A 26,498-nucleotide genomic window follows, 5' to 3' on the forward strand; every position below is an offset into this window, starting at 1 on the left:
ACCCGACTAGTCGTCAAGCCACCGCTGGACGCGCGTCAGAGCCCTGACAGGTGACGGACACAGGACCACCACTGTCCCGGCTGCGTCAGAGGAGGCAACTCGGGTTGTGCCGGTAGGTACTCGATGGTGGTGGTGGTATCGATCAATCCCAAGGCTCCGGCGGAATCCCGGACGAGCACCCGAAGCCGTGCGAGGCCCGCGGGTACCTGCACGCCGTCCACCTTCACCAGCAAAAACTCGTTGGCCCATGGATACGGATCGAATCCGTTGACACGCTCCGTCATGCCCGGTCGGAAGCGCATGTTGCCACTGCACCAGCCAGTGCTCAGCGTTGGAATCGAAAACTCCATGGCCTCGACCATACCGCCGCTGCCTCCGACGGGTGAGCGCAGATGCACCAACGGGGCATACGCCAGATAGGGGCAGGCCCATGCACATCGCACCGGGTAGCCAAACACCTGCAAACGCTCCACGGCCAACACCGCATGGCGGTTCGGCACTGGCAAAACCTGCAAGTCGATATAGGCCGACGCGCCTGCGGTCCGCAGTGCGATCTGCGCGGAACCCGGCGCCCGGTCCTGCAGCGACAACTGAAGACCGCGCCACCGGCGACCGATTCCATCTCGCAGCGAAACGGTATCACGTGAAAGCACCGAGACGATGGAGGCATCGGATGTCGTCACCACCACACCATCGGCATCCATCGGTACGCCGTCGCTGGCGTAGGCCTGCACCAGGATCGCCCGCACCTGGCCCACCACGCCCTCGCCCGTGTTCCCGGTGAACTGCAACCGCGCTGGCGCGAAGGGCGGGATCGGTGTGGGGATGCTGGTCGGCGGGGTGTGCGTGTCCGGCGTTGTTGCCTGGCGTTCGCCGCAGGACACCAGGATCAGCGGCGAGACCAGGACCGACAGGAGGGCACCACACCACATGGGTGCACGCTGCGCGCGGAGGCGCTGCACGTCCACACCGGCTTCACGACTGCAGTGACAGATCGTCGACATGATGGCCTCGGAGGGAGATTCGCCTCCAATGTGGAAATGGGTGTCTACGAATTGTCTGCTCGAGCCGCTGGTTGCGGGCCACGCTGCTGCGGAACCAACATTGGCTTCCTGTCGGCGCCTGTCCGATCCCTCATCAATCGTTCGATGCCTCCTATGCCCAATCGCCGCCTGTCCGCGCTCGGGTTCGCCGCCGTGTCCGTCGTGTGTGTCTCCGCGACCGTGATGCCGTCGCCGCTCATGGCGCAGACCGCGCCGGCCGCAGCAGCCGCTTCCGCCCCCTCGCTGCTCCTGGTGCCGGACGGTGTCTTCGACGGCACCTCCGATCAGGTGCACCGCGGGTGGGCCGTGCTGGTACAGGGCCAGCGTATTGCGGCGGCAGGTCCGCTGAGCGCCCTCAGCGTCCCGCGGGGCACCCAACGCATGGACCTGCCGGGCACCACGTTGCTGCCGGGCCTCAGCGACCTGCACAGCCATGTGCTGCTGCACCCCTACGACGAAACACCGTGGAACGATCAGGTGCTTCGTGAGTCGCTGGCCCTGCGCACCGCGCGGGCCGTGAATCACCTCAAGTCCACGCTCGATGCCGGGTTCACGGTGCTGCGCGATTTGGGCACCGAGGGGGCGGACTATGCCGACGTGGGCCTCAAGGAGGCGGTGGACCAGGGCATCATCCCGGGCCCGCGGCTCTTTGTGACCACCAAGGCGATCGTGGCCACAGGTTCGTATGGCCCCAAGGGTTTTGGCACCGAGATCGGCGTGCCGCAGGGCGCCGAGGAGGCCGACGGCGTGCAGGGGCTGACGAAGGTGGTGCGCGACCAGATCGGGCATGGTGCCGACTGGATCAAGATCTACGCCGACTATCGCTGGGGACCACGCGGTGAAGCGCGTCCCACCTTCGACCAGGCCGAATGGAACACGATCGTGTCGGTGGCCGGCTCGAGTGGCCGGTCGGTGGTGGCACACGCCAGCACCGCCGAAGGCATGCGCCGCGCCATCATGGCCGGCGTGGAAACCATCGAACACGGCGATGCGGCCACGGCCGAAGTCTTCGACCTCATGAAGCAGCGTGGTACGGCGTTCTGCCCGACGCTGTCGGCCACCGAAAGCACGACGCGCTATCGCGGCTGGAAGAAGGGGGTCGATCCGGACCCGGCCAACATCACGCAGAAGAAGGCGATGTTCAAACTGGCGTTGGCGTCAGGCGTGACGATCTGCAACGGCAGTGACGTGGGCGTGTTCTCGCATGGTAGCAATGCACTGGAGCTCGAATTGATGGTCGAGTACGGCATGACGCCGCTCGCAGCCCTCAAGGCGGCCACGAGTGTGAATGCGCGGATCATGCACCGGGAAGGCGAGTTCGGCCGTATCGCGTCAGGCCTGCTGGCCGACCTGGTGGCGGTGCAAGGCGATCCGACGCAAAACATTTCCGCATTGCGCTCCGTACGACTCGTGGTCAAAGGAGGAACCGTCGTCCGGCGGTAAACCGGGCATTACCATGGAGAACCAATGAAACGCGTCATGCGTTGGATCGCATATGCTGCAGGAATCTTGGTCGTACTACTCGGCGGCGTCGCCGGGTACGTGTATGCCGCAAGCAACAGCAAAAGCAATCAGCAGTACGATGTCCCATTGCAACATGTCACTATCACGAGCGACTCCATCACGCTCGCTCGTGGCCGGCATCTGACCACGGCGATCGGCAAGTGCGTGGACTGCCACAGCGATGACCTGGGGGGCCAGATCATGATCGATGACCCCGCGCTGGGTGTGGCCATCGGTCCGAACATCACCAGCGGTGGTAAACTGGCCACGTATTCCGACGAGGAGCTGGTGCGCGTGATCCGTCACGGCGTGAAGCGCGATGGACGTGGTGCGTTCGTCATGCCGTCCGACGACTATCAGCATTTCTCGGATGCGGATGTGGGCGCGATCGTGGCGTACCTGCGCTCGGTGCCATCGGTGGATCGTGACCTGGGCACGTCGATGCTGCGCCCGGTTGGACGCGCGCTGGTGGCCACGAATCAGTTACCGGCCTACCCTGCCGCGCGCATCGACCACTCGCGCACACCGCCCGCCAGCATGCAGGAAGACAGCACGCTGGCCTACGGCGAATACCTCGCCAACGTGGGTGGATGCACCGGGTGCCATGGCGCCGGGCTCAGTGGCGGTCCCATTCCCGGTATGCCGCCACAAGCACCACCCGCAGCCAACATCACGCCAACGGGTATCGGGCAGTTCTCCGATGCCCAGGTGGAGGCGATGCTGCGTACCGGCAAACGCCCGGACGGCTCGGCGATCAAACAGACAATGCCGTGGCGCTACACGGCGATGATGACGCCGGTGGAGATGCGGGCGACGATCATGTATCTGCGTTCGGTGCCGGGCAAGGCATTCGGCAATCGGTGAGTTGTGGCGTAGCGAGGGCACAGCCCCTCGCTACGCGCCGTCGCCTTACTTGAGATCCACCGGTGCCCTGAAGACCGCCGCATCCGGCGCACCGAATGTCACCGAGGCGATGTTGATGATCACATCACCCTGTGCTGTGTTCTGCACCACCTTGGTGGACAGCTTCTTGCCTTCGAAGTCCTTGTAGTCGCGATAGGTCACGCGCTGCGGACCGGCAGGCGTCGTGGCGACGGTCCCGATACGAAGACCCGTGGCGACATCGAAGAACTCGACCTGTTCGATGCCCCCTTTGGTGGTGATGGCCACCTTGTAGGCTTCCACCCCATCGAAGGTTTCTTTGCCCTGCACTTCGGCCTTGCTGAATCGGCTCGGGTCGAGAAACGCCGATCCCGTCTGCATGTTGTCGGCCATGCTCTTTTCCTGATCGGCGGGCATGCGCTGCGCCCCCTGCCCCTGCTGCGCCCAACCCTTCTCACCGTCATACCCCTGATCGATCTGGACCACGCCCAGGTCGATCGTCATGCGCATGCGATTCGGGGCGCCGATGTACCGCAGATAGCTGCCCGACAAGCCGGCAAAGGTGATATCCGCGGTGCCCTTCTCGGTGCGACCGGCAACCTTGGCCCAGGCATCCCGTCCGCCGACCGCGGTGGCGTACTTGTCATAGATCTGCTGCACCGTCGGCAACTGCGCTTCGGCCCGGGTCGCACTACCGACCATGGCACTTCCCAGCATCGCGGCGGCCATGGCCACCTGCACCACGCGTTGCATCACAACTCCTGAATGAGGGAGACCTGTTGGACCTGCACACTACCATACGACACGAGGCGGCGTCGCGTTTCTGACACCGCCCCGCGTGAGATGTTCAATCACCGCTCGATGACGGGGCCGCCCTCAGGCGGGCACGACGCCCTGAAAAGGCGCATCGGCACCGGCCCGCAGCGCCTCGATGCGCTCTTCCGTGAACTCCACCAGCTCAGCCATCGTGGCCGCGTCGAACACCAGCTTCACGCCGGCCGCACGGTACAGTTCGGGAAGCGAGCGGGTGCCGCCGAGTGCGAGGAATCGCTTGTAGGACGCCACGGCGTCACTGGCGTTGTGGACCGCATTGCGGAACACCTGCAACGCGCCCAACTGCGCCAATCCGTATTCGATGTAGTAGAACGGCAACTCGAAGATGTGCAACTGCCGATACCAGCGCGCAATGCGCAGAGACTCGAGGCCGGACCAATCGACCCCGCGTTCAAACTGCGCACGGATGTCGAGCCACCGGCGATCGCGAGCGTCACGATCGGCACCGGCGGGGTCGGTATAGATCCAAGCCTGGAAGGCATCGACGCTGGCAATGTGAATGAGCGCACTCAGCACTTCTTCGAGATGTTCGAGCCAGGCCACACGTGCTTCTTCCGGCGAGTAATAGCCGTCAGGCTTCACGAGATACGGCATGGCCAGCAACTCCATGCTCATGGATGCCAACTCGGCGGCTTCGTGCCCCGTACGCCGCTGCCAGGTGAATGGCAGACCGTGCGTGGCAAAATCATGGAAGCAGTGACCGGCTTCGTGCACCAGCGTGTTCACATCATCCGGCACGCCCACGGCGTTCATGAAAATGAACGGACGTCCGCGGAAGGACAGGTCGGTGCAGTAGCCACCCGGCGCCTTGCCTGGACGGCTTTCAAGATCGAGCAACTGCTCATCGGCCATCAGTCGGAACTGCGCACCCAGTTCCGGATCGACCCGCTGAAAGATGCGCGAGGCCTGCGAGACAAACGTGCCGATGTCATCGAACGGCTTGAGCGGCACCTTGGCATCGAGATCGACCCCAACATCCCATGGGCGCAGCACATCCACCCCGAGCTTGGCCTTGCGATGCTTCATCAGACGCTCGACCGCCGGCGCGACGGTTTGCTGCACGGCGTCGTGGAAACGCACCGTGTCGCTGGGCGTGTAGTCGAAGCGGTGCTTGGCGGTGAAGCAGAACTGCTGGAAGTCGGCGAAACCGGCCTCCTTGGCCACCGCCACGCGCAGCCCATACATACGATCGAACAGGTCGGCAAACTCTTCACGCCGATCGAGGTACGCCGTGGCCCCCAGACGGAACGCGCGCTCACGCACGTCCCGATCCCGTGATTTCAGCAACGGCTGCAACTGGGGAATCGTTTTGGCTTCACCATCCCAATCGACACTGAGTCCGCCGGTCAGCTTCTGATAGCCAGCCGACAATTCCTCTATCTGCGCAAAGCGCTCCACATTGGCTTCACGAAAGATCTCGATATCACTGCGAAACCGATTGAGCGTGATTTCGAGATCCGGGCGACTCCAGCCCATGTCGAGCAGTCGGCGCGCTAGACGCACCTGCTGTTCTTCGAGACGCGGGAAAATCTCCATGGAGAACCGCAGATACGCCTGCTCCGCTGCGGTATCAGCCGTATTGGCTGTATACGCGATCATGGACAACGTGCCCGCTTCACCCACCAACGTGTCGAGCCGCGACCACGTGGCCAGCCACGGCTCGATAGACGCTGCCGTGGCCTCGAGAGGCACGTCAGCCAATGCATCATAGTACGACACCACATTGTCCCATGCGGCATCGCGAAACGCCTCCGGAGAGGCAGGAAGCTTGATCATCGAAGAGTCGGAAGCTGAGAGAGCGACAATCTGGTGCAAAGGCGTCGCCGAAGCGTCATTCGTTTCGTCACCAACGGTTATTCACCGTACGGAATCCAGATATTCTTCACCTGCACGGCGCGACGCAGGAACTCCCGTCCCTCGCCTGAACGGGGATCGAGCCACTCGCGGCCTGTCCACTCGGTCCAGGTGCGCTTGAGATTGGCCGCCGACGCGCGCTCGATGTCCGCGGCGCCCGCGTGTGCGCCGAAATACCACAGCGCCCCCACATCATCATGATCGGCCAGGGTGCGTGCCAACGCATCCCGCTCGCCGGTGACCAGATTCACCACGCCGCCCGGTACATCAGAGGTTTCCAGTACACTGTAGAAATCCGTGGCCGCCAGCGGGAAACGGACCGATGGAATGGCCACCACTCGATTGCCAGTGGCCATGAGTGGCGCGATCAACGAGACGAGACCGAGCAACGGGTACGGGTCGGGACACGCTACGCCCACCACACCGATCGGTTCATGCATCGCGAGGGCGACGCCACGCAGCGGCACATCGTGCACCGCCCCGTCGTGTTTGTCGGCCCAGGCCGCATACGTGAACAATCGCGAAATGGATGCCGCCACTTCGGCATCACCGGCCGCGCGATCATCGCCCGTCATCGCCGTGATGCGTGTGGCAAATTCGTCAGCGCGTGCCGAAAGATTTTCGGCGATGTAGTACAGAATCTGCGCGCGCTGATGTCCCGTGAGCTTCGCCCAGCCTGACGCCGCGTGCGCGGCTTCCACGGCATTGCGAATGTCCTTGCGATTGCCCTCACCGACTTCACCAACGGCCCGTCCATCGAGCGCTCGTACGGTACGGGTGTAGCCCGAATCGGGACGCGCCTGCTTGCCGCCAATGAACAACTTCGGCGTGCGATCGATACCGGGAAGTCCGGTGGACGAAGCCGGCGCGCTGTCGTCGTGTTGTTCCGGAATGACGACATCGATGACCGGTACGGGAGCACCGTGATGTGCGCGCTCGGGCTTGAGATACTCCCACATGCCCTCCCGTCCACCTTCCCGTCCAAAGCCCGACTCGCGATAACCGCCGAAGCCGGCCGCCGCATCGAACAGATTGGTGCTGTTGATCCACACCACGCCGGCCTTGATCTTGGGCGCGATGTCGAGCGCGAGGTTGATGTTCTCGCTCCACACGCTCGCGGCCAACCCAAACGGGGTGTTGTTGGCCAGCGCCACCGCTTCTTCAGGGGTGCGGAACGTCATGCTCACCAGCACCGGCCCAAAGATCTCCACCTGCGCGATCGTCGCCGAGGGGGAGACGTTGGTGAACAGCGTAGGCGGATGGAACGTGCCCTCCGCCGGTACGCCCCACGATGGCTGCCAGCAGGTCGCGCCTTCTTCCACACCCTGTGCGCACAGACTGCGGATGCGGTCGAGCTGCACCGGCGCGACGATCGCCCCCATGTCGATCGACTTGTCGAGTGGGGACCCGACCCGCAGCCGCTCCATACGGTCGCGCAGCTTGCCATACAATCGGTCAGCCACACCTTCCTGCACGAGCAATCGTGATCCCGCGCAGCACACCTGCCCCTGATTGAACCAGATCGCGTCGACAACGCCTTCCACCACGCTATCGAGATCGGCGTCTTCGAAGACAATGAACGGGCTCTTGCCGCCCAGTTCGAGCGACAGCCCCTTGCCACTACCGGCTGTGGCTTTGCGAATGGCGCGCCCGACATCGGTGCTGCCGGTGAACGCGATCTTGTCCACGTCCGGATGGTCGACCAGCGCCGCACCGGTGCGCCCATCACCGGTAACCAGATTGAACACGCCCGGCGGCAGCCCGATCTCGTGCATCAGCTCCGCAAACCGCAGTGCGGTGAGCGGCGTGAACTCCGCCGGCTTGAGCACCACCGTATTTCCAGCCGCCAGTGCCGGAGCCACCTTCCACGCCAGCATCAGCAGTGGGAAGTTCCACGGAATCACCTGGCCGACCACACCATAGGCGTGTGTGCCGGGAAACTCACTGGCCAGTAGTTGCGCCCAGCCGGCGTGATGATAGAAGTGCCGCGCGACCAGCGGGATATCGATATCGCGAGTTTCACGAATCGGCTTGCCGTTGTCGAGCGACTCGAGCACCGCAAAGTGGCGCGCATGTTTCTGGATACCACGCGCGATAGCGTACAACCACCGCGCCCGGGCATGATCATCGAGCGCCTGCCACGCCGGCAACGCGGCGCGCGCGGCTGCCACCGCCGCGTTCACGTCATCACCGCTGCCCTGCGCGACCTGCGCCAACGGCTTGCCGGTGGCCGGCTCCTGTACCTCGAACTGCTCGGTGGCCTTCACCCACCGCCCGCCGATGTAGTGGCCAAATGCGCCATCGGTGGCGGCGGTGCGGATCCACTCCCGCACGGAACCATCGGCCTCGGGCGCGGGACCATAGCTCATGCTGTCGTACAGGGCGCGGACGGAACGCGCATCCACAGTGGTACCGGTCGGAGTTGTCATGAGGGCACGTCTCAGACCATGGGTTGGCGATAGGCCGCAGCGTAGCGACCTGTCACGTAGTGCTCGAGCTGACGCTCCACATCGGTGAGCAGACCGCTCGCACCAAAGCGGAACAGGTGCGGACGCAGCCAACGATCACCGAGCTCTTCCTTCATGAGAATGAGCCAATCGAGCGCCTGTTTGGCCGTGCGAATGCCACCGGCCGGCTTGAAGCCCACCTCGTGGCCTGTGCGTGCGCCGTATTCACGGATCATGCGCGTCATGACCAATCCCACCGGCAGCGTCGCATTCGACGATTCTTTGCCGGTGCTCGTCTTGATGAAATCCGATCCGGCCATCATCGCCACGAGGCTTGCCCGCGCGATGTTGGTCAGGGTCGCCAGTTCACCCACGCCGAGAATGGTCTTGAGGTGCGCGTCGCCGCAGGCTTCGCGGAAGGCCCGCACTTCGTCGTACAACGCCTGCCAGTTGCCGGTCAGCACATGGCCGCGCGTGATGACGATATCGATCTCGGCGGCGCCGGCTGCCACACTGGCACGCACTTCCGCCAGCCGCTGCTCGAACGGCGACAGGCCGGCGGGAAATCCCGTGCTCACGGCCGCGACCGGAATGCCGGTGCCACGCAGCGCGTCGACCGCAGTCGCGACGTACTGGTGATAGACGCAGACGGCGCCCGTTGTGAGACGCAGATCACCAATTCCGAGTGCGTCGACAATGTCCTGCCGCAGTGGACGATGTGCTTTAGCGCACAAACGCAGGACATTGCCGGCCGTGTCGTCGCCCGACAGTGTGGTGAGATCCATGCAAGCGATCGCACGCAACAGCCACGCCGCCTGCCACTCCTTCTTGACGGTGCGACGAGCAGGCAATGATGCGACGCGACGTTCCACTGCGCTGCGATTGACGCGCGTATGGCGGACCAACGCCATATCCAGCGCACCGATCGGCACGCGGACAGGGGGCACATCCGGTTCGAGCCCCGATGGCCAACGTGGGGCCGCCGATTCCGCCGGGTCGTTTGGACGGCCGGGCCGGGGAGCGTGGAGGGGGGTGACAGTCATGGCCCCGAAATCTATGGGACAGCTCACCGGGACGCTCAACTCCTGCCAGGAGCGACCGATACTGGTCAGATGGAGAGGAGTACCCTGACTGATCGACCCATGCGTTCCGCACGACCCACAACTCTGCTTGCCGTCCTGCTCACCACGATCCCGGTGCTGCTGGCGTTCCCCGGTTGCACCAAGACGACCGAGGCGCCGACCGCCGTGCGGTTGAGTGTTGTCCAGGGCTCTACCCAGACCGCGGCGGCTGGGACCATCCTGCCGACCCCCCTCGTGCTCCGTGTCATGGGCAGCGACGGGAACCCGATGGCCAAGGTGCCGATCAGCTTCAACATCCTGGCGGGTGGTGGTGCGGTCGACCCGGCCACGGCCATCAGCGATGCCAATGGGGAAGTGAAGGCCCGGTGGACCTTGGGCCCCGGCTCCCAGGTGCAGACCCTGGTGGGCAGCGCCCCAGGCGTTGATCCGGTCACCCTGACGGCGTTTGGTGTCCTGCCCAGTGACATCATCATCGCCCAGGGCAATGGCCAGTCGGCCAAGGCCAGCACGGCGCTTCCCGTGCAGTTGGTGCTGCGTGTGGTCGGTGCCAACAATGTGCCGATTCCCGGCCAGACCGTGGCCCTGGCCATCTCCGCCGGGGGTGGCAGCCTCTCGCCGCAATCGGCCGTGACCAACGCCGTCGGTGAAGTCACCATCCGCTGGACGCTCGGCCCGCAGGCAGGCCTGCAGATGGCCACCGCAACGTCCGGTGCCGTGGGACCGATCACGATTTCTGCTGTGGCCAACTGAGGAGGAGGCCGCTGCGCTGATCCGGCGCCTTGGTCCAGTGTCCGCACTGGATCTCGTTGACTGGGATCGGCGTATGGGGAGATGGCTGGCGAACGCGACGGGTCTCCCGCGCGTCCGCGAGTCATCTCCCCTTCTCCGTTACGCCCCACGCGGCTAGTTGTCATTCATGGTTTCTTCCGCCCCTGCCCCTGGCCCCATATGCCGATGATCGACCGGACCGGGCACGCGCCGGTGATCGTGGTGACCGGCGGGAGTGACGGCATCGGGCGCGCGGCTGTGCGGGCCTTTGCGCAGCAGGGGGCCACCGTGGTCATGGTCGGCCGCAATGAAGCCAAGACGGCGGCCGCGGCGCGCAGCATCATGACGGAGACCGGCAGTCGCACGGTCAGTTGGCGCATTGCCGATCTCTCCACGCGTACCGGCGTGCAGGAACTGGCCAGCGCCCTGCGCGCGACCTATCCGCGCATCGATGTGCTGTGCAACAACGCGGGGGCGATGTTTCTCGAGCGACAGCTCACGGTGGACGGCATCGAGCGCACCTTTGCGCTCAACCATCTGGCGTACTTCGCATTGACGCTGGAGCTGCTCCCCTCCCTGCAGGCGGCGGCGCAATCTCCCACACAGCCCGGCATACCGGCGCGCATCATCAATGTGGCCAGCCGGGCGCACAAAAACGCCCGCGTCGATCTGGCCGACCTGGCACGCGCCACCGACTTTGGTGGCTGGCGCGCCTACTGCAACTCGAAGCTGTGCAACATCTGGTTCACGCGCTCGTTGGCCCGCCGACTGCCTCATGACGCCGTGGTGGTGCATACGATGCATCCCGGTGTGGTCAGCACACGCTTTGCGACGAACAACGGATCGATGGGGCGATTCCTGCGTCGGGTCATGGATTTGCGCTCGGTCACGCCTGAGCAGGGTGCCGATACGATGGTATGGCTCGCCACGACCCTGGACGAATCGGTGCTTCGTGCGTCGGGCGGCTACTGGTACAAACGTCGTCCGGGTTCGCTGTCGCGCGCGGCCAGCGATGACGGACGCGCCGAGCAGTTGTGGGCCATGAGTGCCTCGCTGACGGAACTGGATGCCGATCGATTGGTGGCCGACAGCGCCTTGTCGGCGAGTGCCACGCGGTCGTCTGCCGGTGAGAGCTCTTGAGCACCGAACGTCCCAGGACACCACTGCAATGGCGTGACGTCCCGCGTCTCTTCGTCATCGTCTGGCGCATAGCCCCGATTGTGTGTTCGTTCCTGCGCGACCGCCGACGCTGGATCCGGTGGGGCGATCCGGTCCCCCGTTCGGCCGCGTTCCATGAGCGTCGTGCGCGGGCGATGGTGCATCATCTCGCCGCACTCGGGCCGGCCTTCGTCAAACTGGCGCAGGTCTTTTCGGCACGCACCGACCTGGTGCCCGAACCGTATCTCACGCAGCTCGCCCGTCTCACCGATCAGGTGCCGCCGGTTCCCTGGCCAATCCTCCGCGCCGCGCTCGAGCGGTCGTGGGGGGCGGCGCCCGAGTCCATCGTGGATGCCCTCGATCCGGTACCGCTGGCGGCAGGATCCATCGGCCAGGTGCACCGCGCGCGATACCAGGGGCGCGATGTGGTGGTGAAAGTGCTGCGCCCGGGCGTGGACGTGATCGTGTTGCGGGACGCCCGATTGGCCCGGGCCATTGTGGCGTGGCTGTACCGACAGTGGCCGCACCACCACGTGCGCGGCTTCGCCATCGTGCTGGAAGAATTCGACCGGCACATTCCGGAAGAGATGGACTTCGTGCGCGAGGGCATGCAGTGCATGCGCATGCGGGAACGGTTTGCCAACGAGCCGCGACTGCGCATCCCGGCGGTGGAGGCGGCGCTCACCCGCCCCGACGTCATCGTCATGGAGTTTCTTGAAGGCACGCGCATCGATCGGCTCGATGCCGAAATTGCGGCCGGTCGGGTGTCGGCGCGCATGCTCACCGAAACGCTGATCGAGACGTATGCCCGGATGATGCTGCGCGACGGGGTCTTTCACGCGGACCCTCACCCCGGCAACCTGCTGGTGGACCGCCAGAATCGCCTCGTGTTGCTCGACTTTGGCATGGTTATCGATGTCTCGGTCACGACCCGCAAGGCGCTGTTCGATACCATTCTGGCAGCGATCAATCGGGATCCCGATGCCACGGCCGCCGGGTTCTACGCGCTGGGTATGATCGCTACCGATTCCACGCCACCGGAGGCGATGCGGGATCTGGTGGCCACATTGCTCGATATCGCCTACCGCGACACCTCCATGGCCGATCGGGCCAAGGTGCTCGCCGAACGGGTGATGCGGGAGCTGCTCAACTGGCCCATCGTGCTGCCGGGAGAACTGGTGTATTTCGCCCGCACCGCCGCGCTGATCGAAGGCGTGGGCGTGCGGTACGACAGTCACTTCAACAGCCTGCGCGTGGCATCACCGGTGGTGCTTCGACTGCGTGGCGAGTTGCTCTCGGCGCTCCTTGGCGATGATGGGCATCGGGAGCCGATTGTAACATTTGCCGCGACACTTGGAGCACTGGCCGGCACGGCGATGAGTTGGGTCACCGGATGGAGCAAGCGTCTGCAGTCGGCGTCAGGGGAACGACACATTTCGTGACTTGTCGTTACTCGCAACGTTGCGCCACATCACAGCGTGCGTTGCCGCACACTGCTGGATGTCCGGATGCAGACGGTCGCGATACCGTGGGGAGGTAGCACCTCATTCACTTCTCTCCCCCAAAACAATGATCCGGCTCCGAACACTCGCAGCAGCGTTGACACTCGTGGCGTCCAGCGCCTCGGCACAGGCACCGGTGGTGGGCAATGTCACCTACAAGGGTGATCAGGCCGCCAACGGGGTGCTCTCCGGCCATCTGGCCGGCCCGTATCTCGCTGACCTTGAAGGGTTCAACCTGCAATTCGGTCTCACGGGCACGTCCGTCCTCACGAACAGCATCGTGTGGTGCATCGATCTGCCCAATCCTGCCAACCCCAGCCTGGACAGCTACTACTCCACGGCGTTTGTCTCGAACCCCACCGGTATCGCCGGCGACGGTGACTTCAGCAAGACGCGCACGAACGACCCGGGTCTGTACCGTCAGGCCGCATGGCTCATCGAGCAGTACGATCCCTCGCTGGATGGTGTGGGCGGCGCCGTCTTCAATGCCGTGAACATCCAGGGCACACTGTGGAACATGTTCGGTGCCAGCGTCACCGGTTTCTCGTCACTCGCCGGATTCCTGCCGGCGGCGGACGCCGTAACGCTCACGAACAACTGGTACGTGCTCAGTGATGACAACGTCCAGGGCGAAGTGTCGAGCCAGGAGTATCTCACGAGTGTGCCCAGCAGCTCTGTTCCGGAGCCTTCCACCTGGGCCCTCTTGGGCAGTGGCTTGGTGCTCATCGGCGTTGCGCGTCGTCGGCGCCGTGTGATCGGCGCCTGAGTCGATGTTCGATCTGTTCCGCGACTAAAAAACCCAGTTGCGGAACAGGTCGAAGCCGAGCTGCATTTGCGGCCTGTCTGCGATATTGAACTGGGTGCAGGGAGCCGAACCGGGATCCACACCCACCTGCGCCAACCAGCCGCGTGCAATGCGGTATTCGGCGGCAATGCCGGCCCAGAATTGTGAGGCGCGCGCGGCATTCTGCGCCGATCCCCGACACACACCGGTATTCAATCGCAGATAGGTGCGATCACCAAGTTGCTTACCGGCCGAAATGCTCAGGTTGAGATTGAGCAAGGTCTGAGCACTGAGCAGATCCTTCGTATCGGTCTCACCACTGCCCGAAGTACTGACTTGCACCGTGTTGAAGTTTCCGGGCAAGATGCGTTGCAACTGGCCTTCAAAGGCCCCACCCACCGATTGCAGCAATACGTCCGTGACGACCTTCTGGCTCTGCCCATCGAGTGCAAAGGTGGGCGCACCAAAAATCAGCAGCGAAATGATCTCCGACTCCGGCGCTGAGGAGTACAGCGGATCGCTACTGGAAAGGGTCAGCACAGGTTGGTCGTAGCCACCGCTGATGCGCAGATGAATCGGGACTTCCTCTCCTCCTGTCACGCGCAACGTGTTGGAGGCATTGATATTCAGCGTGGGCGCCAGTTCCGCATTCGGATAGAACCGAACGCTTCCCGAGTCGATGGAGAAGCCGCGCACCACCGGGCCAACCTTGAGACGGTACTGCCCGCGATTGGCAGTGATCTCGCCATCGAGCACGAGTCGGTCATCGCTCATGGCCACCGTCAGATTGCCGCCCAGTTTCACGCGGGCTTCGGGTGTCTGCACCCACACTTCCTGGCCCAGTTCCACGCGCGCGTTTTCCACGGCAATGAGAGTGCCCAACGCCGACAGTGATTGCGCGGCCGACTCCGCCACCGGCACCTCGTCGACACCGAGCAACTCACGTGCCGCCTGCGACGAGAGATCGAGTGCCACGCGCTCGCCCAGGGGATCCACGACAATATTGGCCCGAGGTACCGCCAGGCTGCCGCTCACGGTGGGCCGCTTGAGCGCACCATTGATGCGCACATTGCCGCTGACATCGAGATCGGTGCCGTCGCGCTGACGGGACGCTTCGAAGTTGTTCGCGGTCAGGCGCACATCCACCTGCATCGGATCGTTGGCCGGCATGAGCAACACGCCCCGCGCGGCGAGAGTATCGGCCGCCGAACGCCCGCTACGCAGGCGCAGCGACTCCAGTACCACGGAATCGGCATTGGCGCGCACGACGATGCGCCCTTCTGAAGGGGCGATACCCAGATCATCGAGGCTCGCGCCGGCGCCGTCGAGGATCATCGTGCCGGTGGCGCTGGGCCGTTCGAACGTGCCGCCGAGTGAAAGCCGACCCGAGAGCACACCACGTTGATTGCTCACCCCATCGATGCGTACCGGCAGAGCCTGAATACGCAACGAATCGGCAATGAGGGCCCCTTCCACCGCATCACTGAGCAGACGCTTCTCCACCGACGCAATACGCAAGTCGATCGGAATGCGCCCCGTCACGCGCAACGCACCGCCCAGCGAATCGGCCAATGACGCTTCGGCGACCAGGCGCTGCTCGGCATAACTGCCCTTCGAATTCACCGCGGGAAGCTGGTAGCCGTTCACGCCGAGTGAGTCGCCGGTCAACTGCCAGGAGATCAGCGGTGCCTGGCGATTGCCACGCAACTCCGCCGTACCCGTGAGCGTGCCATTGAACGGCTGCACACCGGCCAACAAGGTGGCCACCTCACCCACTGGGAATCGCTCGAGACGCAGGTTCCCGCGCACGTCACCGGTGGAAGGCACATCGGCATCCACCGCCAGCACACCACCAACCGTGGAGCGCAGTTCCGCAGCCTGCAAACGCAGGCCCGCAGAATCCGAAGCCACCACGATCGGCTGCTGCGAACGCCAGGTGATGTCGTCGTAGGACAACCGCAGCGTATCCAACGTGATGGTGCTGGTGCCCGCCTTGATGGCATAGGCTCCATGCGCCACCAACTGCGCATCGGTTTCCGTACCCACATCGAACACGAGCTGACCGCTGTCCGGACTCGCTTCCGTCACACGCGCCGTGGCACTCTGAATGCGCACGGCACCAATGCCCGTGACTTCATCGAATGTGGCCGTGCCTTCGAAGGTGGGTCGGCGGAAAACATCTTCGGCGTGCAACGATCCAAAGATGCGCCCCACCTTGATGGCACCCACCTGCAACGCACGCCCACCGAGTGCCACGTTGGCATCGGCGGCCGTGAAGCTGCCCACGACGTAGCCGGACAACGACAGATCGCCCTGCAGCGTGTCCGCGGCGATATCGCGCAACGTGACGGCCGAAGCGGAATCGAGCGGCATCATCATGCCTGCTAGTCGTGTCAGTTCGGGGCGCGCCGAATCGAGCGAATCGCTGCGCGCCGATACCTGGAGCGTGTCCGACTGCAGGGAATCACGCGAGAGTCCGCCGCGCGCTTCGAACGTGACACCACCCAAGTGCGCCAGCGCGGAATCCACCACCAGGCGCCGCGGATCCAGGAGCGCACTGGCCACGAGATCGAACGAGGGTTGACCATCACTCTGCGTCTGCTGCAACTGCACCACGGCCCGTCCGGTGAGCACACGCACATCGCCGGAATCCGCCGCCGCCGGCGCAGCCAGGGTATCGAGCGGACCCTGTCCCGCCACGTGCAGCTCCCCGCGCAGTGACGTGGACGGAATATCCGTCCGTCCGAACCACTGACGCGCATCCACCCCATGCAGCGATCCATCCGCCGTGGCGCGCCAGGTGCGCTGGCCAATCGAAGCCGTGCCGGACAGGGCCACGGTGCGTGCCCAGGCCGCAGCCGTGTCGCGGGGACTGACGTCCGCCACGGTGTTGGCGATGGCCTTGGTCGAATCCGCCGGAGACGGCGCAACGGGCGCCGCGGTCGCGAATTCACTCACCGTCGGCACGGCCTGCTCTTCGCCCAACGCCGCCAGCTCGGCGCGCCATGTCAGCGCGGACAGCGTGCCTTCCACCGCCACGCGCCCGGCCAGTCGCGACTGCAACGGGATCGTGGTGTCGATCCGGGCAATCGCACGCATCGACAGCGGCTCAAACGCGAGATTCGTGTTCACCTCGATATCATCGCGATCATATCGCGCGGTGAGCCGTCCTCGCACCGACGACACATTGCTGGCCGCGTCGGTCCACACCAACGCGAGCTGCGGCACGTCGGCCCGTGCCAGATCGGCCGACCGTAACTGCAAGGCACCCGTGAGTACGCCGTCCAATGCCAGCGTATCGGGAAGGAACGGCTTGATCGACCGCAGATCCACCCGCAGACTGCTCACGTTCATGTCACGCGCACTGGGCTCGGCGCCAATGCCTACGGTGCCTCGCAGCGTCACGCTGGACACCGCGGTACCCTGCGTGCCGGCCACCACGGCTTCATCGGTGAAGCGCGCATCGAGCAGATCGATCTTGAGCGCCGAAAGCGGCCCGCCTTCGGCTGCCACAAAACGGCCAGTGAGGCTGCCCTTCACACTCTCCGGCACAGCATCGTAGCTGATACGCCGCAACAGGTCGGCGCGCAGCGGCGCAAAGGCCAGATCCACCCGATGCAGCAGCAGGTCGGCCGGCCGCACGGTGATCGCAATGCCACCACGCACGCGAGACCCACCCGTCTCGACATCGAGATTGCTGAGTGCGTACTCCGCGTCGTCCGGATTTTCGAGCGTGCGCATGCGAACCGTGGCCTGCCCACGACCCTCGGTGGGCAACACATCCCACACCCAGGTCAAATCGGACAACCCCGCGTCGGCCTTCACCAGCACGTCGTAGCGCACGGCCCCCGGCTGATTCCAGGCCACGGTACCTACCGCACTGCCCACCGATGCGGGCAGCTCCACACGCGGCAAGTCGAGCATCAGCGAATCCGACGTCCAGGTCACACGTCCCGCTGCCTGCTTGATCGACACCGGCGGCGCGGAGATCGCCCCACTCAGCGAATCGATCTCCAGCGACGATGGCCGCTTGAGCAGATCGACGACCACGATGTCATGCGCCTTCACCCGGTTGAGCGCAATCGTGCGCCGCTCGAACCAGCGCCCACCACTGGCCGCCGTGAGGTCGGACGTGCTGTCGCGGAGCGCGATGATGCTGTCTCGCGCCGCGCCCGTGAAGATCGGGTGGGGTTCCCATGGCGCAAAGGTGGTGATGTGCGCCCCCGTGATCGCCACCGAGGAAATGCGTACGTCGTCACCGAATCCGGGCGTGATCGACGGGACTTTTGTGGTGGTGTCGCCGGCAATGATATGCGCGATGTTCCACGGGGTGCCGGGCGCATCCTGCCGCAGATCCATGACCAGACTGTCCACCACGACGTCGTTCACGCGGATGGCTTTCCGCAGCAAGGCGCTCCACGAGATCGAAGCCTGCACCCGCTCGGCCGTGACCACCGGTACGCCCGCCGTATCGACCAATGCCACCTGTTCGGCTACGATGCGCCCGCGGCTCACTTCACGCAGTGCACCGATGCGTAGCGCGCCACGTCCGTCGAAGGTGCCATTGGCGCTTTCGATCACCTTGGCCAGCAGCCACGACCGACCGCCTTCGGTGCCGGTGAGCCACCAATAGGTGGTGACCACCCCCGCTCCCAGTGACAGCAACAAGGCCGCCGCCCACCAGAAGCGACGCTGTTTTGCGGAGCTGAACTTCGATCGCAGGGACGTCATCAGAAGGCGTGCCCGAGGCCGAAGTGAAAGACCAGCTTGGACAGGAAACCGCGACCGCTGGGCGGACGGAATGTTGCCGGACAGGAGAGCACATCACTGTAGTCGGCGTCCGGGTCCGTACGGGGACTCGCGCAATAAAACATGTCCCCCTCCGTGGTACTGGGATTGATGTACAGCGCGCGTCCTGCGGTCGCGGAATACGGTCGATACCCCACGTCCATGCGGAAGGGGCCAAGTGGGGTGACGACGCGTATCCCCACCCCAGGGGTGTAGCGCACATCCTTCCAACTGAAGCGATGTGAACTCGTTTCCCACAGCGAGCCACCATCGACAAACGTCACCAGTTGCAACTCTTCGGCGAGAAAACGAAAGCCTCGGCGATACTCGATGTTGCCAACGACCATGGCGGTACCACCGCGTGGCACCGCACGGTCGGCCACCGCGCCAGCTTTCGCCTCCACACCAAAGTCGCCGTTGGGCAGCGGCATGGTGTCCACGTTCTGTACTACGTACACCACCGGTCCGAGCAGATTCTGCTGGAAGCCACGCACCGAGTTCTGACCGCCCGCGAACAATCGCTCCTGCTGCGGCAGCAGCGGCGTACCATCCACCAGATCTGCCCCCGGCGCAAACACACCCGACGCCTGGACCCGGAGGGCCAGTACCCCCTTGAAGGCGCGCAGGAACGTGGCGCCTTCGATGGTGCTGCGGTAGAAGCGCAGGGTGGACACCAGCTCCGAGTAGGTGATACCCGCTCGCTGCTCACCCCGCACGCGCCAGCCCCTCGCGGGATTCAGTACATCGTTGGTGCGGTCGTACGACACCGACGTGCTGGCAATGCCGATACCACGCCCGAAAGCCGAGAGAATGATCTCCTCCGGCTGACACTGTCCAAAGCGTGTGCAGGATGTGATGGGGTCGGTAGTGGTCTTGCCATTCTCGTACTGCACACCGGCCGAACCAACCAGACGCGGCGAGAACTGGCGGCTCACTTCCGTCATGGCGCCGATCGTGGTTTCCCGCAGGTAGGCAAAGGGCTCGCTGCGCCGCTCGCTGTACACCGATGCCGTTGGCGCAACGGGCAATCCGAACAGTCGCGAGTTGGAGATGCTGGTCCCGAGGTAGTAGTTCAGCTTTTCACTGAACGGGTCCTTTCGGGTGGCCGGCGCACACAGCGACGGCGCAAATCCCGCCGGATCACCGACGCCGATCTTCGACGCCCGCGCCGTCAATTCCACACGGCGTCCCACGCCGAGGAAACCACGGTCCACCAGACGGCCCTGTACGCGCATGCAATCGAGTGTGGCCCAACCCACGCCTGCACGCGCACTCCGTGTCTGGGCTTCGGCGACCGACACCTTGAGTCCGATCAGCGTATCGGCGCCCGGCCCCTGCATCGGCAAGGTGTCCAGCAGCACCAGACGAAACGCTTCTGAGCGATAGAGCGCCCGCTGGGCATCCACGATTTCCGACGTGCTGTACCGATCACCCGGATCGATGGCGACCAGGCGCGCCACCTCGCTCGAATCGATGCGCTGCCGGTCGCCTTCCTTGCGTGGCTGCACATTGACCTTCACTTCACCGATGCGCAGCCGTGATCCCGTTTCGAAGACGAACCCGAGCGAGACCTTGGCCGTCGCGGAATCGATCGTGACTTTCGTCACTGGCGTTTGGGCCCGCGCAAACCCAACCTCGCGCAGTCGACCGAGCACCGCGATCACGGTGGCATCCACCGCGGTCCGGTCGAACCGATTTCCCTGCAACGCGAGCAAAGATTGCCCATATGGCCGACGACCCGGAGGCGCTTCCGGCAGCCCTGACACATCCACCGTATCGATCTTCGCTTCCGGGCCAGGTATCACGATGAAGCGCACCCGCACGCCGTCCTTGCGCTGCTGCAGATCGGGCGTGACGGACGCACGAAACCACCCCGCCTGGCGATGCAGCACCGCAATACGCAGCGCATCGCGGCGCATTTCCAGCGAATCCAGACAGGGCGCGGTTCCGATACCGAGCAAGCGCTTGAGGATGCCCGGTTCGTGCGTCAGGATGCTGGCGGCCAGCGTCATGTCGTCGAACGCCGGGCTGCCACTGAACGAGACCGCCCGCACCCGTTCATCGTCGTCGCAACGGGTCGTGCCCTGTGCCATCGCGACACCCGGCAACACCGACAGTAGCAGCAGCAGTGGCAGCGCCACCGGTACCCAGGCCCGCAGAAAGTCACGCAGGTGCGTCCGAAACCGCATCATCAAGTCGAAGGGGCGTGGCGGAGTGTCATGTGGTCACGAATCTAAGTGCCGGGGCCGCGAGACGGCGTAGATTGCAGAGTCACCTCAACGTTCAGGAGCCCTACATGTATTTGCGACTCCGCCTGCTCATCCTGGTGCTTGGGGTGATCACCACACCCACGGTGATGGCGGCGCAGGACCGAGATACCCTCAGGGCCCCCGTCGGGGATCCCTCGATGGTCCGGGATTCGGCGCTGGTCGTGGATGCTGGCGTGACGGTGGACACAATCGTTGGGCTCGCCGACCCGCACCCCACCCCGTCGTCCGGAGTGGTCCTGAGTCCCGTGGCGTTGCGCCGGTCCTTCGCACGGTTGGACACCACGCCCCAGGATACGGTGCGCCGCCGCCCGCGCGCCGTGCAGTACTCCGACGGTTATGGCACCCGCCTGATGATTCACCGCACGCTGAGCTGGGCCATGTTGCCGCTCTTCGCGGCGTCGTATTTCTCCGGCGACCAGATCCTCAAGGACGGCAGTGATGCGCCGTCGTGGGCTCGCAATGTGCACCCTGCTGCGGCGACGTCCACGGCGGTCCTGTTCGGCGCCAACACCGTGACCGGTGTCTGGAATCTGTGGGAAGGCCGTCACGACCCCATCCGGCGCAAGCGGCGATTCCTGCATGCGGCGCTGTTCATGGCGGCCAGTGGCGGGTTCACGTATGCCGGTACGAAGCTGGCCGATGACGCGGAGCAGTCTGATACCAAACGTCGACAGCACCGCAACGTGAACCTGGCCTCGATGGGTGTCTCTACGGCGAGTTGGCTGATCATGCTGGTAGGCAACTGACCGTCAGACCCCCACGATGCTCGATGCACTCATCACGCTCACCCAACCGTGGGCGGACCTCTACATCTCCAGCACCCCACTTTCCACGTCGGTGTTGGTGATGCACATCCTCAGCCTGTTTGTGGGGGGCGGCATTGCGCTGGGCACCGATCGGCGCGTGCTGCGTGCGCAGCCCGGCACCGGCGAGGCCTATCTGGCGGCCGGCGAGGATCTCAAGGCCACCCATGGGGTCGTACTGATCGCCCTCTGCCTGACCGTGGTGAGTGGCCTCGCACTGGCGACCGCGGATCTCGGTACGTTCGCGATTTCACCCCTGTTCTGGTCCAAGATGGCACTCTTTGCCATGCTGCTGATCAACGGGGCATTGATGCGACGCACCGAAACACAGGTCATCACCGCGGCGCGTTCCACCATGGAGCGGGCCATCGACGGCTCCGATCCGGCCCTGCCGTGGGGCGCGTTGCGTCGGTTCGCCTGGATCAGTCTCGGATGCTGGATGGGTCTCGTCGTGTTGGGTGTGATTCTCGGGAACACCTGATCGACAGGTTGAGGCATCGTCCGTCGACATTCTCGTTTCCGCCTTTTTGCACGCCGACACCACACATGTCCACGCCATCTCCTGATGCGTCGCACGACGCCTGCGTGAGTTGCACCACGCGGCGTGATTTCCTCCGCGCGGGCGCTGGCTCACTGGCCTTGGGCGCGCTGGGGAGCACACTGCTTGCCGGCCCGTGGCGCACCCTCGACGCACTCGAGCCGCGTGTCGTGGGCGGTGCGGTGCGCTACCCCATTCCCGCGGCCGATGGGGTGTCCATCGACAAAAAGAACGAGATCATCCTGTGCCGAGTGGGCGTGGAGGTGTATGCCTTCGCGCTGTCGTGTCCGCACGAGAACACCGCGCTGCGCACGCTGCCCAGGAATGGCGGCTTTCAGTGCCCCAAGCACAAGTCCAAGTACCAGCCCAACGGCACCTTCATCAGCGGCCGCGCCACGCGCAACATGGACCGCCTGCCGATCACCCGTGAGGGAGACGCGCTCGTGGTCGATCCCGACCGCTATTTCGAAAGCGACAAGGATCCCGCCCGCTGGGCTGCTGCCCTCGTGAAGCTCTAGGCTTTCGAAGACAGCACGATCGGCCACGGATCGCCCGGCCGGGCTTCCGTTGACCGTCACCACGCGCGACGTTCCCTGTCGAGTGGCGCTCCGCCTGACGGACGCCTGCACCATCCGACCTCGTTCCGACGTCATGCGATCCTTCCGACTCGCCACCCGCGCCGGGAGCCTGCTTCCGGCGCTTCGTGCCTCTGCACTGTTGCTGGGGCTCCCCGCCGCAGCCGTGGCGCAGAACAGCGCCCAGCCGGCCCAGGCCAAGAAGACCACGGCCACGCCGCTCGAAGCCTCCATCGACAAACTGGCCACGCATCCCACCGTGGTCGCGGCGCTGGGCAAGATCCAGTCGGACAATGCCTGGACGCTCGAGCAGCAGGTGTCGCTGTGCCAGATCCCTGCGCCGCCGTTCAAGGAAGCTGCCCGCGCGGCGGCCTATCGGGATCGCATGAAAGCGCTGGGTATCCAGAACGTGCGTCTCGACAGCGAAGGCAACGTGATCGGTGAGATCAAGGGCACACGCCCGGGCCCGACCCTGTTGCTGGCCGGACACCTCGATACGGTGTTCCCCGAAGGCACGGACGTGACGGTGAAGCGCGAGGGCACCAAGTTCACCGGCCCCGGAATCGGCGATGATTGCCGCGGTCTGGCAGTGGTGCTTTCGGTCGCCCGTCAGATCATCACGCAGAAGGTGCCGTTTGGTGGCCGCCTGCTGGTGGTGGGCAACGTGGGTGAAGAAGGTCCGGGCAATCTGCGTGGCACGCGGGCGCTGTTCAGCGGTCCGCTCAAGGACTCCATCGATCTCTTCATTTCGGTGGACGGCACCGGCTTTGGTATCACCAACGGTGGCGTCGGCAGCAACCGCTATCGTGTGCACTACAAGGGCCCGGGCGGTCACAGCTACGGCGCCTTCGGCATGCCCAACCCGATTCATGCCATGGGTCGTGCCATCGCCAAGATCGCCGACCTGGAAGCGACCACGAAGCCCAAGGTCACGTTCAACGTCGGCATCATTTCCGGTGGCACGTCGGTGAACTCCATTCCCTTCGAAGGGATCATGGAAATCGATCTGCGCAGCGAATCAGCCACGGCACTGGCCGAGATCGACGCCCGCTTGCAGAAGGCGCTGCGTCAGGCGATCACCGAAGAGAAGGCACGCTGGCCGCAGAGCAAGGCGGCGCTCGATCTGGTGATCGACACCATCGGCATCCGGCCAGCCGGCTCCACGCCGGACACATCGCTGATCGTGCGCACCTCACTCGCCGCAGCGCGTACGATGAACGTGTACACGCCGCTCACCACGTCCAGCACCGACGCCAACGTGCCGATGAATCTTGGCCGACCGGCAGTCACGCTCGATGGGGGTGGCGTGGGTCGTGGTGCACACTCGCTTGATGAGAGCTACGACGACCGCACCGATGGTTACAAGGGTCCGCAGTGGGTCATGCTGGTCGTGCTCGGCCTGCTGGGTGTGAAGTAACAGCATTTTTTGCCGCGGATAACACGGAAACGCGCGGAAACAACACGGATCAAAATACTTGTTGGCATCCGTGTCGTTTCCGCGCGTTTCCGTGTCATCCGCGGCAAAGCCGTTCAGTGATCCGCTCAGTCAGGCCTAGACGAACAAAGCTGGCACATCGAGCGCCGTCAGGGATCGGTGCGCCGACAGGAGTCCGGCACGCACGGCCGCTTCACCAAGGAGTGCGGCAGCCGTAGCACCATCGGCCCGCAAATCACGCAGCGCCGTGTCACGATTGGCCTTGCTCAATTTGCTGCCATCGGCGTGCACGAGCAGCGTGTGATGCAGGAAGAGTGGCGCGGTCTCTCTGCCCAGCAGCGACGCCAGTTGCAACTGACGCCCCGTGCTGGTGAGCAGATCCTCACCGCGGATGATCACATCCACATCATGTATCAGGTCGTCGACGACCACGGCAAACTGATACGTCCATTGACCGTGCCGATCGCGGACCAGCACATCGCCGCACTGCCGCCAAGGTGACTGGCTCTGTGGTCCCAATCGCAGGTCATCAAAGCTGAATGTGGCGGGATCGAGCCGCACACGCCGCGCCCAACTCTCCGCGTCCGCCACACGGAGATCGCGGCAGATGCCCGGATAGCGCGGTTCTTCGCCGGGGGCGTGTGGCACCAATTGCGCGATGTCGCGCCTCGTGCAACGGCATGCGTACACACATCCGTCAGCGTCCAATCGGTGCAATGCGGATGCATAGCGGCCCCCTTGCTGCGATTGTCGCGCTGGGTGACTCAGCCCCTGCGGTGCGCCACGAAACGACGACACCGGATGGATGTCCGCCTCGAAGCCCAGCCACTCGAGATCCTCCAGCAGGGCCGCCTCGTACTCCGGACGGCAGCGGGTACGGTCATGGTCTTCCACGCGCAACAACACTTCGCCACCGTGCGCGCGCGCAATGCCCCACACGTGCATCGCGTTGACCAGATGTCCGAGATGCATGTAGCCCGTGGGGGCCGGCGCGAACCGGGTACGCCATGGACGCCCACCCTCGGCCTGGCCAAGACGAGCCGCCAACGATTCACACCAGACAGGTCGCAGGGACATCCCCCACGCTACGCGCAGGGGGCTTCAACTTCAACGCATGTCGGCGGACGGCTCGCAGCGGGCGTTAGAGCGTTCCCGCCAACTCCGGCTGCCCCGCACGTGCCGGGATATCGGACAGCAGATCTGCCACCGTGGTCACGGCGAACTGCCGCCCGGCGTAACCCACGATGGCGTTCCAACGATCATGCAGCGCGCATGGATTGAGCGAATCACAGGCGTGATTGCGCAGCAGGCACGCAGGAACCCGGGAGTGATCATCAAACGGCGCGATGATCCGCTGTACCGTGAGCACATCGGGAGGCACGGCCAGTGTAAAACCACCCGCCGCTCCGCGTGCGCTGTGCACCACACCGGCCTTGGCCAGCGCGTTCAGCGTCTTCGCGAGATAGTTGCGGGGGGCGCCGAGCTGGTCGGCCATGGCATCGGCCGAGAGCGCCGTGGCGTTGCCGTGACGCGCGAGCAGCAACACGGCGCGCATGGCATGTTCAGCAGTCGCCGAAAGCATGGAGTTGATCGGGTGAAGGTCGACAAACGCGTTGAATCCGCATGGTGCACTGAGATTCGTCGATTCCTTCGCTCGGCAAAGTCGGGGAACGGTGCGGATTTACGTCGGCAAACCCGACACACATGTCAGGTATTTCCCCACACCTCAACCGTGTCCGCTACGGCCCCGCCGCTGTTTCCCGCTACTTCCAGCTCATCACGTCGGCGTTTTCCCCTTCGCCACCCGGGGTGCCATCGGCACCATACGACAGCAGATCGTAGGTGGACGGATTCACCAGCCCCGGCGCGAGATACACGTATGGTCGCCCCCAGGGATCATTGGGTGCCGCTTTGCGCAGGTACGGCGCCGTCCAGTTCATGGGCGGTTCGATCGTCGGCTTTTGCCACAACGCACCAAGTCCCTGTGCGGTCGTGGGGTATCGCCCATTGTCGAGGCGATAGGCATCGAGCGCCGTCACCAGGCTTTCGATCTGTGCGCGAGCGGTGGTCACGCGCGCATCGTCTACATGACGGAAGAGATTGGGGGCCACCAGAGTGGCGAGGATGGCAATGACGACGATGACCACCAGGACTTCGATCAGCGTCAATCCACGTGGCGATCGGACCTGCGATATGCGAACCGGCGGTATGCGGAACAGCCGCATACGGCGC

20 protein-coding genes are annotated in these 26,498 nt (G+C 64.5%); 10 read left to right on the plus strand and 10 right to left on the minus strand.

Annotation, left to right across the window (positions count from 1 at the left end; translation table 11 throughout):
* Window positions 1–35: 35 nt before the first annotated feature.
* Window positions 36–1,004 (minus strand): hypothetical protein, encoded by a 969-nt coding sequence (locus GAU_RS10545; protein ID WP_012683545.1) that lies wholly within the window; start codon window positions 1,002–1,004, stop codon window positions 36–38.
* A 222-nt stretch (window positions 1,005–1,226) separates the two neighbouring features.
* Here GAU_RS10545 and GAU_RS10550 point away from each other — a divergent pair, with 222 nt between their 5' ends.
* Both GAU_RS10550 and GAU_RS10555 read left to right on the plus strand, forming a co-directional pair.
* On the plus strand, window positions 1,227–2,486 hold the full coding sequence (locus GAU_RS10550; RefSeq protein WP_156799200.1) for an amidohydrolase family protein: 1,260 nt from the start codon (window positions 1,227–1,229) through the stop codon (window positions 2,484–2,486).
* Between the two features lie 24 nt (window positions 2,487–2,510).
* The gene (locus tag GAU_RS10555) at window positions 2,511–3,410 is read left to right on the plus strand and encodes a c-type cytochrome (protein ID WP_012683547.1); all 900 of its coding nucleotides are present in this window, start codon (window positions 2,511–2,513) and stop codon (window positions 3,408–3,410) included.
* Window positions 3,411–3,455: 45 nt separating this feature from the next.
* Here the strand turns inward: GAU_RS10555 and GAU_RS10560 are convergent, their stop codons facing one another.
* From GAU_RS10560 to deoC, 4 genes are all read right to left on the minus strand, one after another.
* The gene (locus tag GAU_RS10560; protein WP_041265448.1) at window positions 3,456–4,181 is read right to left on the minus strand and encodes a hypothetical protein; all 726 of its coding nucleotides are present in this window, start codon (window positions 4,179–4,181) and stop codon (window positions 3,456–3,458) included.
* A 123-nt stretch (window positions 4,182–4,304) separates the two neighbouring features.
* Complete coding sequence (locus tag GAU_RS10565) at window positions 4,305–6,038, minus strand: M3 family oligoendopeptidase (RefSeq protein ID WP_012683549.1); 1,734 nt, start codon at window positions 6,036–6,038, stop codon at window positions 4,305–4,307.
* Window positions 6,039–6,115: 77 nt separating this feature from the next.
* Entirely contained in the window at window positions 6,116–8,545 is a 2,430-nt protein-coding gene (locus GAU_RS10570; RefSeq protein ID WP_012683550.1) for an aldehyde dehydrogenase family protein, read from the minus strand.
* Window positions 8,546–8,556: 11 nt separating this feature from the next.
* Complete coding sequence (gene deoC, locus GAU_RS10575) at window positions 8,557–9,474, minus strand: deoxyribose-phosphate aldolase (protein WP_156799201.1); 918 nt, start codon at window positions 9,472–9,474, stop codon at window positions 8,557–8,559.
* A gap of 231 nt (window positions 9,475–9,705) precedes the next feature.
* On the opposite strand from deoC, the gene GAU_RS10580 reads away from it, so the two are divergent.
* From GAU_RS10580 to GAU_RS10595, 4 genes are all read left to right on the plus strand, one after another.
* On the plus strand, window positions 9,706–10,395 hold the full coding sequence (locus tag GAU_RS10580; protein WP_012683552.1) for an Ig-like domain-containing protein: 690 nt from the start codon (window positions 9,706–9,708) through the stop codon (window positions 10,393–10,395).
* A 204-nt stretch (window positions 10,396–10,599) separates the two neighbouring features.
* Window positions 10,600–11,553: an SDR family NAD(P)-dependent oxidoreductase gene (locus GAU_RS10585; RefSeq protein WP_041266417.1), complete on the plus strand. Its 954-nt coding sequence runs from the start codon at window positions 10,600–10,602 to the stop codon at window positions 11,551–11,553.
* Window positions 11,550–13,013 (plus strand): ABC1 kinase family protein, encoded by a 1,464-nt coding sequence (locus tag GAU_RS10590; protein WP_156798985.1) that lies wholly within the window; start codon window positions 11,550–11,552, stop codon window positions 13,011–13,013. Before GAU_RS10585 ends, GAU_RS10590 begins: the two co-directional genes overlap by 4 nt.
* Before the next feature lie 127 nt (window positions 13,014–13,140).
* Entirely contained in the window at window positions 13,141–13,839 is a 699-nt protein-coding gene (locus GAU_RS10595) for a PEP-CTERM sorting domain-containing protein (RefSeq protein ID WP_041265449.1), read from the plus strand.
* Window positions 13,840–13,863: 24 nt separating this feature from the next.
* On the opposite strand, the gene GAU_RS10600 is transcribed toward GAU_RS10595, so the two are convergent.
* Together GAU_RS10600 and GAU_RS10605 are read right to left on the minus strand one after the other, a co-directional pair.
* Window positions 13,864–18,588, minus strand: a complete 4,725-nt coding sequence (locus GAU_RS10600; protein ID WP_012683556.1) for a translocation/assembly module TamB domain-containing protein — start codon at window positions 18,586–18,588, stop codon at window positions 13,864–13,866.
* Entirely contained in the window at window positions 18,588–20,837 is a 2,250-nt protein-coding gene (locus GAU_RS10605) for a BamA/OMP85 family outer membrane protein (RefSeq protein ID WP_041265450.1), read from the minus strand. Before GAU_RS10605 ends, GAU_RS10600 begins: the two co-directional genes overlap by 1 nt.
* A gap of 104 nt (window positions 20,838–20,941) precedes the next feature.
* Between GAU_RS10605 and GAU_RS10610 the strand changes: the two genes are divergently transcribed.
* The 4 genes from GAU_RS10610 to GAU_RS10625 all read left to right on the plus strand — a co-directional run bounded on the left by GAU_RS10610 (window position 20,942) and on the right by GAU_RS10625 (window position 24,248).
* The gene (locus tag GAU_RS10610) at window positions 20,942–21,661 is read left to right on the plus strand and encodes a hypothetical protein (RefSeq protein ID WP_012683558.1); all 720 of its coding nucleotides are present in this window, start codon (window positions 20,942–20,944) and stop codon (window positions 21,659–21,661) included.
* Window positions 21,662–21,677: 16 nt separating this feature from the next.
* Entirely contained in the window at window positions 21,678–22,199 is a 522-nt protein-coding gene (locus GAU_RS10615; RefSeq protein ID WP_012683559.1) for a hypothetical protein, read from the plus strand.
* Window positions 22,200–22,264: 65 nt separating this feature from the next.
* Window positions 22,265–22,774 carry a ubiquinol-cytochrome c reductase iron-sulfur subunit gene (locus tag GAU_RS10620; RefSeq protein ID WP_012683560.1) on the plus strand — a complete coding sequence of 170 codons (510 nt, stop codon included), beginning with the start codon at window positions 22,265–22,267 and terminating at the stop codon, window positions 22,772–22,774.
* 133 nt (window positions 22,775–22,907) lie between these two features.
* Window positions 22,908–24,248, plus strand: coding sequence for a M20/M25/M40 family metallo-hydrolase (locus tag GAU_RS10625; protein ID WP_012683561.1), 1,341 nt, complete (start codon window positions 22,908–22,910; stop codon window positions 24,246–24,248).
* Between the two features lie 135 nt (window positions 24,249–24,383).
* Here GAU_RS10625 and GAU_RS10630 read toward each other — a convergent pair whose 3' ends face one another.
* The 3 genes from GAU_RS10630 to gspG form a co-directional block, all read right to left on the minus strand.
* Window positions 24,384–25,343 carry a glutamate--tRNA ligase family protein gene (locus GAU_RS10630; RefSeq protein WP_083765587.1) on the minus strand — a complete coding sequence of 320 codons (960 nt, stop codon included), beginning with the start codon at window positions 25,341–25,343 and terminating at the stop codon, window positions 24,384–24,386.
* A gap of 64 nt (window positions 25,344–25,407) precedes the next feature.
* Window positions 25,408–25,848, minus strand: coding sequence for an RrF2 family transcriptional regulator (locus GAU_RS20820; protein ID WP_012683563.1), 441 nt, complete (start codon window positions 25,846–25,848; stop codon window positions 25,408–25,410).
* Window positions 25,849–26,029: 181 nt separating this feature from the next.
* Window positions 26,030–26,491 carry a type II secretion system major pseudopilin GspG gene (gene gspG, locus GAU_RS10640; protein ID WP_012683564.1) on the minus strand — a complete coding sequence of 154 codons (462 nt, stop codon included), beginning with the start codon at window positions 26,489–26,491 and terminating at the stop codon, window positions 26,030–26,032.
* Window positions 26,492–26,498: the final 7 nt, after the last annotated feature.

The organism is Gemmatimonas aurantiaca T-27 (assembly GCF_000010305.1).
Lineage (GTDB): Bacteria > Gemmatimonadota > Gemmatimonadetes > Gemmatimonadales > Gemmatimonadaceae > Gemmatimonas > Gemmatimonas aurantiaca.